General features: G+C 74.9%; 9 protein-coding genes. 4 read left to right on the plus strand and 5 right to left on the minus strand.

The window, feature by feature from the left end; all coding sequences use genetic code 11:
• Positions 1-33: 33 nt before the first annotated feature.
• The 4 genes from prfB to IE096_RS30135 form a co-directional block, all read right to left on the minus strand.
• A complete protein-coding gene (gene prfB / locus IE096_RS30120; RefSeq protein WP_189457112.1) occupies positions 34-1140 on the minus strand; it encodes a peptide chain release factor 2 in 1107 nt (368 codons plus the stop codon).
• Positions 1141-1404: 264 nt separating this feature from the next.
• The gene (locus IE096_RS30125) at positions 1405-2748 is read right to left on the minus strand and encodes a serine/threonine-protein kinase (RefSeq protein ID WP_189457114.1); all 1344 of its coding nucleotides are present in this window, start codon (positions 2746-2748) and stop codon (positions 1405-1407) included.
• A 212-nt stretch (positions 2749-2960) separates the two neighbouring features.
• Positions 2961-4805, minus strand: coding sequence for a serine/threonine-protein kinase (locus IE096_RS30130; protein WP_189457116.1), 1845 nt, complete (start codon positions 4803-4805; stop codon positions 2961-2963).
• The gene (locus IE096_RS30135) at positions 4793-5071 is read right to left on the minus strand and encodes a hypothetical protein (protein ID WP_189457118.1); all 279 of its coding nucleotides are present in this window, start codon (positions 5069-5071) and stop codon (positions 4793-4795) included. Before IE096_RS30135 ends, IE096_RS30130 begins: the two co-directional genes overlap by 13 nt.
• 267 nt (positions 5072-5338) lie before the next feature.
• Between IE096_RS30135 and IE096_RS30140 the strand changes: the two genes are divergently transcribed.
• The 4 genes from IE096_RS30140 to IE096_RS30155 all read left to right on the plus strand — a co-directional run bounded on the left by IE096_RS30140 (position 5339) and on the right by IE096_RS30155 (position 13009).
• Positions 5339-8989, plus strand: coding sequence for an FtsK/SpoIIIE domain-containing protein (locus tag IE096_RS30140; protein WP_189457162.1), 3651 nt, complete (start codon positions 5339-5341; stop codon positions 8987-8989).
• 210 nt (positions 8990-9199) lie between these two features.
• Entirely contained in the window at positions 9200-10636 is a 1437-nt protein-coding gene (locus tag IE096_RS30145) for an ABC transporter substrate-binding protein (RefSeq protein WP_189457120.1), read from the plus strand.
• Between the two features lie 14 nt (positions 10637-10650).
• Positions 10651-12018 carry an ABC transporter permease gene (locus IE096_RS30150; RefSeq protein WP_189457122.1) on the plus strand — a complete coding sequence of 456 codons (1368 nt, stop codon included), beginning with the start codon at positions 10651-10653 and terminating at the stop codon, positions 12016-12018.
• Positions 12019-12127: 109 nt separating this feature from the next.
• Positions 12128-13009, plus strand: a complete 882-nt coding sequence (locus IE096_RS30155; protein ID WP_126914394.1) for a carbohydrate ABC transporter permease — start codon at positions 12128-12130, stop codon at positions 13007-13009.
• A 43-nt stretch (positions 13010-13052) separates the two neighbouring features.
• On the opposite strand, the gene IE096_RS30160 is transcribed toward IE096_RS30155, so the two are convergent.
• A complete protein-coding gene (locus IE096_RS30160; RefSeq protein ID WP_229820717.1) occupies positions 13053-14618 on the minus strand; it encodes a glycosyltransferase family 39 protein in 1566 nt (521 codons plus the stop codon).
• Positions 14619-14678 lie beyond the last annotated feature (60 nt).

The raw sequence follows: 14678 nt of genomic DNA on the forward strand, positions 1-14678 counted from the left end.
GGGGGTTGCGACAAACAAGCGGAGGGAGTTGTTCTACTTGTCCTGCTGCTTGCGCCAGCGGATGCCGGCCTCGAGGAACCCGTCGATGTCGCCGTCGAGGACGGAGGTCGGGTTGCCGACCTCGAACTCCGTACGGAGGTCCTTGACCATCTGGTACGGGTGGAGGACGTACGAACGCATCTGGTTGCCCCAGGAGCTGCCGCCGTCGCCCTTGAGCGCGTCCATCTTGGCGCGCTCCTCCTGGCGCTGGCGCTCGAGGAGCTTGGCCTGGAGGACGTTCATGGCGGTCGCCTTGTTCTGGATCTGCGAGCGCTCGTTCTGGCAGGAGACGACGATGCCGGTGGGAAGGTGCGTCAGGCGGACCGCGGAGTCCGTGGTGTTGACGCCCTGGCCGCCGGGGCCGGAGGAGCGGTAGACGTCGACGCGCAGGTCGGACTCGTCGATCTCGACGTGGTCGGTCTGCTCGACGACCGGCAGCACCTCGACGCCCGCGAAGGACGTCTGGCGGCGGCCCTGGTTGTCGAAGGGCGAGATGCGCACCAGGCGGTGGGTGCCCTGCTCCACGGAGAGGGTGCCGTAGGCGTACGGCGCCTGGACGGCGAAGGTGGTCGACTTGATGCCGGCCTCTTCGGCGTACGACGTCTCGTAGATCTCGGTCTTGTAGCCGTGGCGCTCGGCCCAGCGCAGGTACATGCGCTGGAGGCGCTCGGCGAAGTCGGAGGCGTCGACGCCGCCGGCCTCGGCGCGGATGTTGACGAGGGCCTCGCGGGAGTCGTACTCGCCGGAGAGGAGGGTGCGGACCTCCATCTCGTCGAGCGCCTTGCGGACGGAGGTGAGCTCCGCCTCGGCCTCGGCGAGGGCGTCCGCGTCGTCCTCGGCCTCCGCGAGCTCGAAGAGCACCCCGAGGTCGTCGATGCGACCGCGGAGCGTCTCCGCCTTGCGCAGCTCCGCCTGGAGGTGCGACAGCTTGCTGGTGATCTTCTGCGCCGCCTCCGGGTCGTCCCAGAGTGACGGGGCGGCCGCCTGCTCCTCGAGCACGGCGACGTCGGCCCTCATCTTGTCGAGGTCCAGAACGGCCTCGATCGACCCCATGGTCGAGGAGAGGGACTTCAGCTCTTCGGATACATCAACGACTGCCACGCACCCAGCCTAACGGCTGCGCCGGGCTTCCCGGTCCGAAGGACGGCCCGGATCGGGCTCCGGATCGGCTCCGGGGGCGCTTCGGGGGCGCTTCGGGGGCCGCGTCGGGTGCCCCGGCGAGGGTGGTTCGGCACCGCCGGGCTCCCCGGTGGGGGCCGGTCGCCGCCGCGGCGGGAGGGAGGCCCCGGTCCCGCCCTTTCACCGTTTCCCGGGGCTCCCGCCCCGGCCCCCTCGCCCTTCGGGGTCCGGGAGGGCCGGGACCCGCTACCGCGCCCCCGTCGCCGGCGGAGCCGTGCGGTGGATGCCCGGCGGGTGGGAGCCACCCGGCTTCGCGTCGCCCGCGTCCGAGCCCCCGCTCGTCGCGAACCAGCCGCCGACCCCCGCCGCCGCGGCCAGCGCGACGGCCGCCGCGCCGAGGCGGATGCGGCGGCGCCGCGCCTTCTCCGCCGGGGAGCGGTGGCGCGCGGAGCCCGCCCGCGGCTGCCCCGGCGAGCGCGGAGCGCGAGCCGTCCCGTGGGGGCCGCCCGCGAGCTCCTCCGGCCCGGGCACCCGCATGCTGGTGTGGGTGTCACGGCTGGAGTCCGACACCCCGGCCCCGGGCACGAGCGGCACGACGCCCCGCCGCCGCGGCTCGGACAGCGCGGCAGCGGCGGTGGCGGCGGGCGCGGGGGTGCCCTCGGCGTATCCGGCGGGCGCGGCGGAGGGCGCCGCCTCCTCCTCTTCCGGCTCGTCGATGTCGAGCGGCGGGATGCCGGCCAGGTGCGGCAGCAGCTCCCGCAGCCGGGCCGCCAGCTCCGGGGCGCGCAGCCGCGACGCCGGGGCCTTGGCGAGGCACTGCACGACGAGCTGCCACAGCTCGTCGGGGATGCCGGGCAGCGGCGCCACCGTCTCCGTCACATGGCGCCGCAGCACCGCCCCGGGGTGGCCGCCGCCGAAGGGCGTGAAGCCGGCCAGGAGCTCGTACAGGACGGTGGCCAGGGCGTAGACGTCGACGGACGCGCGCGGCGGCAGGCCCTCGATGATCTCGGGGGCGAGGTAGTCGGGCGTGCCGATGACGCTGCGGGCGCCCGGCGAACGGTCCCGCTCGCGGTCGCGGGCGGGCGCCGGGCGCGGCACGTCCACGAGCCGGGCGATGCCGAAGTCCGTGAGCAGCGCGGGGTGCGCGCCGGCGGGCCCGAGCGGACCCTGCATGTCGAGGAGGACGTTCTCGGGTTTGACGTCGCGGTGGACCACCCCGGCGGCGTGCGCGGCGGCGAGGCCGTCGGCGACGTCGGCCACGATGGCGACGGCCGCCTCGGGGGCGAGGCGCCGCTCGCGGTCGAGCCGGGTCCGCAGGTCGGTGCCCCGGATGAGGTCCATGACCAGGGCGAGGTCGTTGCCGTCGACGACGAGGTCGCGGACGCCGACCACATGGGGGTGGTCGAGACCGAGGAGGGCCGCGCGCTCCTGCACGAAGCGGCCGACGAGCTCCTGATCGGAGGCGAGATCCTCCCGCAGGAGCTTGATGGCGACCGGCCCCTCGGGGCCTTCGCCGAGCCACACCGTCCCGACACTGCCCCGGCCCAGGACCTGGTGGGCGGTGTACCGGCTGCCGATCTTCCGTGCCAAGACTGTTCCCCGACTCCTCCGCCATCCGGCGACATCATCCGACGGGCGCGGCCAGGCGGCCGTCACCCGCGCTGGCGACCAAGCTACGCGGCCGGAGGGGCGTTGGGGACACCGATTCAGTGCCAACCGTTACTTCTGAGGCAGAAAACACCCTTCGGGTGTCGACATATCGACTGCCTTATCGGTTCTCCACAACCCCCACCACCCCGTCATCACTGGCCGGAACCCGACCCCGCTCCGGAATCGGAGCCCAGGCTGGAGAGCCAGTCCTTGACGCTGGTGATCCAGTCCGACGCGGCGTCCCAGAAGTTCTTGCCGTCGGCGACCCAGTCCTTGAGCGGCGTGAACTCCCACACCAGCCAGGAGCCGACGATCAGCACGACGATCATGAACAGGCAGCCCTTGAGGCAGCCCAGGCCCGGGATCCGCATGGGGTTCGCGCTGCGCTGACGCGGCGGGCGCGGCTCCCGGCGCGGGGCGGGCGTCGGCTCGGGCGGGGGCGCCGGGGCGTACCGCTGCGGCCGGCTCTGGGGCTGGGGCGGCTGCGGTGGCTGCTGGTAGCGCGGAGCCCGCTGGGGCTGCGGCTGGGACTGGGGCTGCGGCTGCCGACGGGGCGGCCGCTGCGGCGGGTACTGCTGCTGCGGCGGCTGCGGGGCGTACTGCTGCTGGGGCGGCTGCTGCTGGTAGCCCTGCGGCGGCTGGGGCGAAGGGCGGCGCTGGGGCCTGCGGCGCAGCGGGTCCTCGCCCGGGTCGAGGTACTGGGTCTGCTCGTTGCGGTCGCGGGCCGCGCGCATCTGGGTCTGCCACGGGTGCGGGCTGTCGCCCTGCGCCGGCCGGTCGGACGGGGGCCCCGGCGGCACGGGCGGCATGACGCGCGTGGGGTCGCCGCCGCCCTGCGGACCGGAGCCGGCGGAGAGCACCTGCGTGGGGTCGGCGTCGCCCGTGCGCCCCGAGCCGGGATGGCCGGAGGCCGGCAGGCCGGTGCTGGGCAGGACGCTCGTCGCGGCGTTCGGGTCGTACCCGGCCGGGAGTCCGGCCGGGGCCGTCCCGGCGGAGGACGGGAGCACCTGCGTCGGGTCGGCGTCGCCGGTGGCGGGACCCGCGCCGGGAAGGGTGTGGAGGCCCGTCCCGGGCACCCGGGTGGGCTCGGGGTCGGGCGCGAGCAGCGCGGCGACGCCCAGCGCCGCCTCGGCCTGGTCCGGGGAGGCGTGGACGCCGACGCCGGCGGCGACGACGCGCAGGCCGCGGGCGAGGTTCTCGGCGCTGGGCCGCTCCTCGGGGCGCTTGCGCAGGCAGCGCTCGATGACCGTCCACAGCGGCTCGGGCACGGTCGTGGGGCGGCGCGGCTCGGCGCTGAGGTGCTGGTGGAGGACCTCCAGGGCCGTCGCGCCCGCGAACGGCGGACGGCCGGTGACCAGCTCGTACAGCAGGATGCCCGCGCCGTAGATGTCCACGGCGGAGGTCTGCGGGCGGCCCTCGGCGGATTCGGGCGCGACGTAGGCCGGGGTGCCGACGAACTCGTGGGTGCGCGTCAGGCCGGGCGAGTCCGCGAGGCGCGCGATGCCGAAGTCGGTGAGCATCGGGTGCATCTGCCCGGCTTCGCTCTTCAGCAGCACGTTGGCGGGCTTGAGGTCGCGGTGGACGATGCCGTCGGCGTGGCTGGCGGCGAGGGCGTCGGCGATCTGCGCGGTGAGCAGCGCGGCCGCGACGGGCGTGAAGGGGCCGTTGTCACGGAGGTAGCGGTGGAGATCCGGGCCGTCGACCAGGTCCATGACGAGCGCGAGGAGATCGCCCTCGACGACCAGGTCGCGGGTGCGGACGATATTGGGGTGCGTCAGCCGCAGCAGCACGGAGCGCTCGCGCAGGAAGCGCATCACGACGTCCGCGTCGTGGGCCAGCTCCTCCTTGAGGACCTTGATCGCGACGGTCTCGCCGGGCTGTCCGGCCACCGCCGCCTCGGCGCCGGCCGCCTCACGCTGGCGGGCGCGCCAGACAGTGCCCGTGGCGCCGCGTCCGAGCGGCTCCTCGAGCAGGTATTTGCTGCCTACCGGCCGCACGTCATGCGCTCCCTGGTCGTGATCCGGATGCCGAAACCTGTGCCGAAGCCCGTGCCGAAACCTTCGGTACCGTCGATACCGTCGCCTGCGGGCGGCACCTTCGCCCCACTGTAGTGCCGCCGTCCGGACCGTCGGCCCGGCGAATCCGTGGGGCTTGTGGGAAAGACGCGGGCCGGGTGCGGATGGTTGCCGCGAGTGGTGCCGCTCCCCTCAATATCGGCAACAAAGGGGTCGAGAGCAGGCAATTCCCAGAAGAAATCAGCCATCGCCCCACCGCGACCAGCGGGTTTCGCATACTCGGACCGTCGTTCAAGATCACGAATCGAGTCTCGCCGGGCGAGTCGTCCGCGGTGGATGCGAGGATGCTCGCTGGCGAGAGGATGCTGCTCGCCAGCACGGCTGCGGCGGGGAGGGAGCGGGAAGACCCCGCGCGACGTGGTGACCTGTACGTGCCGACGCGCCCGTGCGAGGTGGGGGAAGGCTGGCGCCGCCCCTGCCGCGTACTTTCGGGCAGGAAGGGACCGTTGACGGCGATGCAGATCCGGCTGACCGTCCTCGGGCCGCTCAGCGGCCACACCACGTGCGCCTGCGATGTGCTCGTGACCGCCCCCGCGGGGACCGCTCTGGCCGCCGTGACCAGCGGCCTCGCCACCGCCGTCGCGGCGGCGGGATCCGACCTCGGCAGCGGTGCCGTCGTCGTCCACTCCGGCGAGCGACGGCTCGACCCGCAGCGCTGTGTACTGGGCGAGCCGCCGCTGATCGACGGCGCGGTGCTCTCCCTGGGCGCCCCCGCCGACCCCGAACACCACGGCGGCGTCCCCCTCACCGGCCCCCTCCCCGCCGCCGCGCGCCTCCACGTGGTCTCCGGCCCGGACGCGGGCGGCGTCCACCTGCTGCACGGCGGCGAGGTCCGCGTCGGCCGCTCCAGCTCGGCGGACATCCCGCTGGACGACCCCGACGTCTCCCGCCTCCACTGCGCGGTGACGCTGGAGGACGACGGCACCGTCACCCTCCACGACCTGGGCTCGACGAACGGCACCACCCTGGACGGCGCCCCGGTCGACGGCACCGCCGTCCCCCTGGCACCGGGCGCGCTGCTGCGGGTCGGCGAGTCGACCCTGAGCCTGTACGGGGCGGGCACGGGGGCCGGCGCCCCCGACACCCTTCCGGCGGCGCCGGACGGCGAGGGACACCTCCGGGTACCTGTACGGGCGCGTGGGGCGGACGAGGAGAGCGCGGTAGCGCTACCGGGCGCGCGGAGCGCGACGGGCGCCCCCGGTGTCCCCGGAACGCCGGCCACGGGACCGGCGGACGCGAGACGGGCGGGCGGACAGGCCGAAGCGGCGGGCTACGCGAGCCCCTCGGACGACGGCGGAGAGCCGGGCTGGGGCGCGGGCGCGCGGGCCGGCTACGCGAACGGCCAGGGCGGCGGCTCGGCGCGAGGCGTCGGTGGCGCGGCCGGGTCCGGCCGGGCGCCGGCCAGCTGGGGCTCGGACGCCCGCGCGACCCACGAAGGTGACCCCGGGCAGCGGCCCTCGTGGCGGAGCGACGGCCCCCTCGACGCCCACCAGGACCAGGACGGGGACCGGACGCACAGCCGGCACGACGACGGCGGGACGAACCGGGCCGCCGGGTTCGCGAACCTGGCCGGTCCCGGCGGCGCGGACGGCGCCGACGCCGCGACGGCCCCCGGCGCGTACCCCTCGCACCAGGCGGACGCCTTCGCCGACGGCGGCCACGCCACCCACACCGTGCGCGGCAACGCCGCGCTGACCCCCGGCGCGGCCGGCGCGCCCACGGCGGAACCGGCGCGGGCGGACGGCGGCAAGCGCCGCCCCCGCGGCATAGGGGCGTGGGCCCGCCGCCTCACCGGCGGCGGCCGCGCCGCCGCGCAGCACGAGACGGTGCCGGGTGAGGGCCCGCAGGAACGGGCCGCCGCCGCGCCCGAGCACGTGCCCGACACCGCCGCCGCGCTGCGCGAGCGCTGGCCGGACCCCGCCGCCGTACTGCTGACCGCGCTGGGCCCGGGCCCCCGGCTGTGGGAGCGCGGCCCGGGCCACCCGGACCTGCTGACCGTCCGGCTGGGCACGGCCGACCGCTACGCGCCCGACGGCGGCGGGCCGCTGCCGTCCGTGCCGGTGACGGTCGGGCTGCGCGAGGTGGGGGCGCTCGGCATGACCGGGCCCCGGGAGCGGCTGTCCGGGCTCGCCCGCTCCGTGCTGGCGCAGCTGGCCGCGCTGCACGCGCCGGGCACCCTGGAGTACGTGCTGATCAGCACCGATCGTTCGCGCCCGGCCGAGGAACGGGCCGCGGAGTGGTCCTGGCTGGGCTGGCTGCCGCACTCGCGGCCGGCGCACGGGCAGGACTGCCGGCTGCTCGTCGGCTACGACCGGGAGCAGGCGGAGGCCCGTACCGCCGAGCTGGTGCGGCGGCTGGACGACGGCCCGCTGGGCACCGGCTGGACGACGGCGCCGCCCGAGGCCGTCGCGGAGGCCGCCGCGCGGCACGAGGGCCCGTACACGGTCCTGATCGTCGACGGCGACCCCGGTTCGACGGCCCTGCGCGAGACGGTCGCGCGGCTGGCGACGGGCGGTCCGGCCGCGGGCATCCACGTCCTGTGCCTGGCGGAGGCCCCGGCCACCACGCCCGCCTCCCCCGTCTCGGCGACGCTCGCGTCGGCCGAGGCGGTCTCCCCCGCGTTCGCGCACTGCGGCGCGGTCGCGCTGCTGAGCGGTGACGTGGCGACGGTGGTGCAGGTCATCCACCGCGCCTCGGCGCCGGCCGCGCCCGTGGCGCACCCCGTGCGCCCGGGCCACACGATGATCGCCGCGCTGGACGCGGTGTCGGGCGCGTGGGCCGAGCGCTTCGCACGGGCCCTGGCGCCGCTGCGCATGGCGGACACCGCGGGCGACCCCGCGCACGCCTCGCGCATCGCGGCGGCGCTGCCCCGGTCGTCCCGGCTCCTGGACGAGCTGGGGCTGGCCCGAGCCACGCCCGCCTCGCTGACCGCGCGCTGGGCGGCCGCCACCGACCGGGGCACCCGGCCCGGCGGCCGGGCCGTGGCCGTGCTGGGGGCCGGGCCGCACGGCCCGCTGTCCGTGGACCTGGCGGCGGACGGGCCGCATCTGCTGGTGGAGGGCTCCCCGGGCAGCGGGAAGACCGAGCTGCTGCGTTCGCTCGCCGCGTCGCTCGCGGCGGCCGACCGGCCGGACCGGCTCTCGCTCGTCCTGGTCGACGGAGCGGCCGCCGAGCGGGGCGAGGGGCTGCGGGTCTGTACGGACCTGCCGCACGTCTCGACGTATCTCGCCGCCGCCGACCCGGTGCGGATGCGGGAGTTCGCCCAGGCGCTCATCTCCGAGCTCAAGCGCCGCGCCGAGCTGCTGGGCACGCTGGACTTCGTCGGCTGGCACGACCGGAACCCGGCCCCCGGCCCGAACGTCGTCGGCCCGCGCCGGTCGGCCGAGCCGGCGACGGCCCCGGCCGCGGTCGCGGCGGCCGCCTCCGGACAGGGGGCCGGTTCCGCCGCGGGGGTGGGCGTGGGTGTGGGCGGGGGTGCCGCCGACCTCGAGTCCGCGCCGAGCGGGACGCTCAAGTTGCGTACGCAGAGCGGCGGTCGGGCACGTACGGCCGAGACGGCCCTGCCCCGGCTCGTCGTGCTCGTCGACGACTTCGACGCCCTGGTCGCCCCCGCGCTGGGCAGCACGGGCCGGCCGGCGGCCGGTTCGGTCGTACGGGCCCTGGAGGCCGTGGCGCGGGACGGCGAACGGCTCGGGGTGCATCTGATCGCCGCGTCGGGGCGTCCGGACCGTACGGCCGACACGGCGGCGGTCGAGCGGGCCGGGCTGCGGGTGACGCTGGACATCGCCCCGCCGTCGGCGGACGCCGTCGCGTCCGGCGACGGGCCGGGCGCGGGCGAACCCGCCCCGGGGCGCGGCCGGTTGCGGCGTCCGGACGACGACGCGACCACCCCGTTCCAGGCGGGCCGGGTCACCGGCCGCATCCCCCGTACGGCGACGCTCCGGCCGACGGTCGTGACTCTCGACTGGCAGCGCATGGGCGACCCGCCCACCCGCCGTCCGGTGCGCGAACTCGGCAACGGCCCCACCGACCTGGCCCTCCTCGCCAGCGCCCTCCAGCGCGCGGCGCAGTCCGCCGGGGCCCAGGCGGCACCCCCGTTGCTGTAGTCCGCCGCTGTGGTGCCGCTGTGGTCGCGGCCCGGGCCGGCCGTCGGTGCCGGAGCGTCACAGCCCTGTCACGATCGGCTGGTTGACGTCGGAGACGGTATTGCGGCGGTCCGTGCCGGGGCGTAGACCTGTCGCACGGGAGTGCGGCCGTATGCCGGGGCGACGTGCGGCGCGGCCGTCGACGGGGACCGGGCACGGGAGGTACGGGCCATGCGCACGGCAACACGTACATCGTTCCGCGCGGCACGCGCGTCACGCGGCCGGCGCAGAGCGGGCGACGGCGCGGGCGCGCGGCGCGGCGCCCTGGCCCTCGCGGTGGCGGGCGCCCTGGCGCTGACCGCCGCCGGCTGCGGGGACAGCGGCGGGGACAAGGACAAGAGCGGCGACAAACCCGCACCCGGGCGCTCCGACCTCATCACGCACACCGTGCAACTCCCCAAGCTCAACGGGCAGAAGCTCAAGGTGACCGCTGTCTGGACGGGCGTCGAGCAGAAGAGCTTCACCAAGGTCCTGGACGAGTTCGCCAAGCGCACCGGTGCCGAGGTCGCGTACGTGCCCAGTGGCGACGACATGGCGGCCTTCATCGGCTCGAAGGTGGCGGGCGGCGACCCGCCGGACGTGGCCATGCTGCAACAGCCCGGAGCACTGCGCGAGTTCGCCGGGAAGGGGTGGCTCAAACCGCTGAGCGAGGAGGCGCGGGCGCAGCTGAAGAAGAACTTCCCGCAGGGCTGGCAGGACCTGGGCTCCGCCGACGGCAAGCAGTACGGCGTCTACTTCAAGGCGAGCAACAAGTCCCTCGTCTGGTACAACACCAAGATCTTCACCGCGGCGGGCGTCAAGGTGCCCGCGACCTGGCCGGAGTTCCTGCGCACCGCCCAGGCCGTCGCCGACTTCGGCGTCTCCCCGGTGTCGGTGGGCGGCGCGGACGGCTGGACGCTCACGGACTGGTTCGAGAACGTCTACCTCTCCCAGGCCGGTCCGGAGAAGTACGACCAGCTGGCCCAGCACAAGATCAAATGGACCGATCCCTCCGTCAAGGACGCGCTGACCACGCTCGGCCAGCTCTTCGGCAAGAAGGAGCTGCTGGCGGGCGGGCAGGAGGGCGCGCTCCAGGCGCAGTTCCCCACGTCCGTCACCCAGACCTTCAGTGGGGGCGAGAAGGCGAAGGCCGCCATGGTCTTCGAGGGGGACTTCGCGGCCGCGAACATCACCGCCGCCAAGGCGAAGATCGGCACCGATGCCAAGGTCTTCCCCTTCCCGGCGGTCGGCGGCCGGCCGCCCGTGGTGACCGGCGGCGACGTGGGCGTGGCGCTCAAGGACGGCCAGGCGGCGCAGGCGCTGCTGACCTTCCTGGCCTCCACCGACGCCGCCGGGATCTGGGCGAGGGAGGGCGGATTCATCTCCGCGAACAAGAACCTCGACCTCGCCTCCTACCCCGACGACGTCCAGCGCTCCATCGCCAAGGCGCTGGTCTCGGCGGGCGACTCCTTCCGCTTCGACATGTCCGACCAGGCGCCCGCCGCGTTCGGCGGCAAGCCGGGACAGGGCGAGTGGAAGCAGCTCCAGGACTTCCTGCGGAACCCGGCGGACGTGGAGGGCACCCAGCAGCGGCTGGAGTCCGACGCGGCCAAGGCGTTCAAGAACTGACGGGACCGGTCACCATGACCACCGCCACCGCCGTCCCACCACCGCCGCCCCCCGACTCCGTCGTCCGCCCGGCCCCGGCTCCTCGGGGCAAGGGCCGGGGGGCGCTCGGCACGCGGCCCTGGGTGGCCGCCTGCTTCCTGCTGCCCGCGCTGGCCCTGCTGGGCGCCCTCGTCGTCTACCCCATCGGCTTCTCCGTCTACCGCAGCCTCTTCGACGCCTCCGGGCACGGCTTCGTGGGCATGGACAACTACCAGGAGGTCTTCACCGACGCGCGGATCCGCACGGCCCTGAAGAACAACGTCATCTGGGTCGTCGTCGCGCCCTCCGTGGCGACCGCGCTCGGCCTGATCTTCGCCGTGCTCACCGAACGGGTGCGCTGGGGCACGGCGTTCAAACTCGTCGTCTTCATGCCGATGGCCATCTCGATGCTCGCCGCGGGCATCATCTTCCGGCTGGTGTACGAGCAGAACCCGGACCGCGGCGTCGCCAACGCCGTCTGGGTCGGCATCCACGACACCTTCGCCGCCCCCGCCCCCTTCCCGGGGGCGCACCCCCGGCCGACGGGAGACCTCGTGGCGAGCGGCGACGGCGCGTTCGCGACGAAGTCGGCGGCGCGGGCGGGCAGCGCCGTGGCGCTGCCGCTGGTGGCCGTGAAGCCGGAGGACGTCTCCGGCGCCAGGGACGCCATTCCCGCCCGGGACGTGGCCGGGAAGGTCACCGGCACGGTGTGGATGGACTTCAGCCGGGGCGGCGGCGGAACGGCCGGGAAGATCGACGAGGGTGAGAAGGCCCTGGCCGGGGTGACGGTGGAGGCCGTCAAGGACGGCAGGACCGTCGCCTCCACCACCACGGACCCCGACGGCACCTTCACCCTGCCCACGGTGGCGGACGGCGCCCGGCTGCGGCTGCCCGCGGCCAACTTCGCCTCCGCCTACAACGGCGTCGACTGGCTCGGCCCCTCCCTGGTGACGCCCTCCATCATCGGCGCGTACATCTGGATGTGGGCGGGCTTCGCCATGGTGCTCATCGCCGCCGGCCTGGCAGGCGTGCCGCGCGAACTGCTGGAGGCGGCGCGCGTCGACGGCGCCAACGAGTGGCAGGTCTTCCGCCGGGTGACGGTGCCCCTGCTGGCACCGGTCCTGGCGGTGGTGGTCGTCACCCTGATGATCAATGTGCTGAAGATCTTCGACCTGGTCTACATCATCGCCCCGGGCTCCAGCCTCGACAACGCCAATGTGCTGGCCCTCCAGCTCTATCAGTCCTCCTTCGGTACGGACGTCAACCAGGGCGTGGGCAGCGCCATCGCCGTCTTCCTGCTGCTGCTCGTCACTCCGGTGGTGATCGTGAACATTCGCCGGATCCGGAGGGACAGGCAGCGATGAACCTTCGCCACACTCCCGGCCGGGGGTACGGTCCGCGGCGAAGCCGCTGTAAGACGCCGCGTCCCCCGGAAGACTGCGGCATTCGCCGGATCCGGAGGGAGCGGCAACGATGAGCCTTCAAGACACCGTCGTACGGGGCGAGCGATCCCTTCCCGCCCGCTTGGCCGCCCGCCTGGGCGCGGGGGCGACGCGGGGCTTCCTCGTCGTGGTCGGGCTGTTCTGGCTGATGCCGACCGTGGGGCTGCTGCTGTCGTCGCTGCGCGACAAGTCGGACATCGCCGCCTCCGGCTGGTGGCAGGTCTTCGCCCACCCGTCCCAGCTGACGACGGAGAGCTATCGCACGCTCTTCGCCAACGACAAGGTGACCCACTCCCTTCTGACCACCGCGCTGATCACCGTCCCGGCGACGGTGCTGGTGATCCTCGTCGGCGCCCTCGCCGGATACGCCTTCGCCTGGCTGGACTTCCCCGGCCGGGACTGGTGGTTCATGGTCGTCGTGGGGCTGCTGGTGGTACCCGTGCAGGTGGCGCTGATCCCGGTGGCCAAGCTCTTCAGCGCCCTCGGCATCTTCGAGTCCACGGTGGGGGTGGTGCTGTTCCACACCGCCTTCGGGCTGCCCTTCGCGGTGTTCCTGTTGCGGAACTTCTTCGCGGAGATACCGCGCGAGCTGCTGGAGGCGGCGAGACTGGACGGCGCGGGCGAGCTACGGCTGTTCACCCGCGTCGTGCTGCCGCTGGGCGGGCCGGCCATCGCCTCCCTGGGCATCTTCCAGTTCCTGTGGGTGTGGAACGACATGCTGGTCGCGCTGATCTTCGCGGACAGTGGCAACCCTCCCATCACGGTGGCCCTTCAGCAGCAGGTCCGGCAGTTCGGCGACAACGTGGACATCCTCGCGTCGGGCGCCTTCCTCTCGATGGTCGTTCCGCTGGCGGTGTTCTTCGCCTTCCAGCGCCAGTTCGTGAGCGGGGTGATGGCAGGCGCGGTGAAGTGACCGCCTGCGGGGGCGGACGAGCGGCGCGACGGCCCGCGCGCGGCTAGCGGCGCAGGTACAGCGACACGGCCCCTCCCCGGACGAACACCGTGGACTCCTCCCGGTACAGCGCGTCGAGCTCCCTCGCCCTGGCGGACTCGGCGCGCTGGGCCCGGAACCAGGGCGTCCCGACCGTGGTCGTGTCCGCCACCACCCACACCCGTATGCCCGGTGAGAGCGCCCGCAGCCGGGAGCGCAGCTCCCCCGCCCCGACCTCCTGGCCGTAGAGGGTGCCGGAGGCGGCGGGCGACCTCTTGAGGGTGAGGTCCCGCAGCCCCGCGAAGGCCTCCGGATAGGCCAGGGATATCCGGCGCTCGTGGAGCGGGAGGAAGAGCACCGCGTCCCCCGGCCGGGCCGTCCTCCCGACGGCGGCGGCCACCCGGGCGAGCTCGTCGCCCCGGCTGGACGGCAGCCGTTCGCGCTCGTGGATGGGCAGCTGCGTCACGAAGGCCGCCGCCACGGCCGCGGCCCCGGCAGCAGTGGCCGCACTCCGCCACGGCAGGAGCCCCAGGAGCCGTTCCGCCCCGGCGGCCGCCAGCAGCGGAACGCCCGCGAGGCAGAACAGCAGATAACGGTCGAGGAAGAGCGGCTGCCACCGGGACGCCGCGTAGAGCAGCACCGGTGGAACGACGGCCAGCGGCAGGGCGACGGCGGTCAGCCGCAGCGGGCCGGTGCGGGGCAGAGGGGCGAGCACGGCGAGGGCCATCAGCGCGACCACCACGGCCACGACGGGCTCGCCGGGACCCGTGAAGGCGTGGAAGAGCGCCTTCGCCTGCCCGTATCCCGGCGCACGGAGCCAGGAGACCTGCTCGCTCTGGCCTTGGGAGAGCACGGCCAGCGGCGCCAGCACGACGCAGGCCGCGGCCGCGGCGCAGCCCCACCCGCGCCAGGTCCGCCCCGGCACCCGGGAGAGCAGCAGCGTCAGCCCATGGGCCGCCAGCAGCAGGATCGCGAACTCGTGCAGCAGCGCCGTGACCGCCACCACCGCGCCGTAGCCGGCCCAGCGCCCGGGCGAACCCCGCTCGACGGCCTCCAGCAACAGCCACGTGGCCAGCGCCGCGCCCGCCGCGACCAGGGCGTACGAACGACCCTCCTGGGCGTAGTGGCTGACGAACGGGGTGGCCGCGTACAGCAGCCCGGCCCACAGGCCCACCCGGGGCCGGGCCAGCCGGCAGCCGATCGCGCCGATCAGCCCCGCGGTGACGGCCGCGGCCACGACGGACGGCAACCGCAGCGTGGTCTCGTCGGCGCGCAGCGCCAGCACCGGACGCATCAGCAGGTAGTAGAGCCCGTGCACGGCGTCGACGTGCCCGAGCAGGCGCAGGATCTCGCCCGGCGAGCGGCGCGCCACCTGGAAGGTGGCGGCCTCGTCCCGCCACATCGTGCCCCGGTCGAGCCCCCACAGGCCGAGGAGGAGCATGACGGCGGCGGGCACGATCACGGCCAGGGGCACGGCGGGGGTCAGCCCCCGGAGCGCGGCCCCGAGGGTGACCGCCCATGACTCCCCGGGCCCCTTCCCCGGCTCCCCCCTCAGCTTCCTCAGCTCGGGCCGTACCGCGGTCCGCGCCATCGTCGTCCCTCCCCGCTTCCGTTCCTGCCGGCCACACGCGGTCGCAGAATGCCCCGATTA

The sequence above is a fragment of the Streptomyces abikoensis genome (genome assembly GCF_014648775.1).
Taxonomy (GTDB): Bacteria; Actinomycetota; Actinomycetes; order Streptomycetales; family Streptomycetaceae; genus Streptomyces; species Streptomyces abikoensis.

Coding starts and splice junctions, on each gene's coding strand:
- IE096_RS30145 (WP_189457120.1), top strand. CDS start 9,200: ATGCGCACGGCAACACGTACATCGTTCCGCGCGGCACGCGCGTCACGC.
- IE096_RS30155 (WP_126914394.1), top strand. CDS start 12,128: ATGAGCCTTCAAGACACCGTCGTACGGGGCGAGCGATCCCTTCCCGCC.
- IE096_RS30140 (WP_189457162.1), top strand. CDS start 5,339: ATGCAGATCCGGCTGACCGTCCTCGGGCCGCTCAGCGGCCACACCACG.
- IE096_RS30160 (WP_229820717.1), bottom strand. CDS start 14,618: ATGGCGCGGACCGCGGTACGGCCCGAGCTGAGGAAGCTGAGGGGGGAG.
- IE096_RS30135 (WP_189457118.1), bottom strand. CDS start 5,071: ATGGCTGATTTCTTCTGGGAATTGCCTGCTCTCGACCCCTTTGTTGCC.
- IE096_RS30150 (WP_189457122.1), top strand. CDS start 10,651: ATGACCACCGCCACCGCCGTCCCACCACCGCCGCCCCCCGACTCCGTC.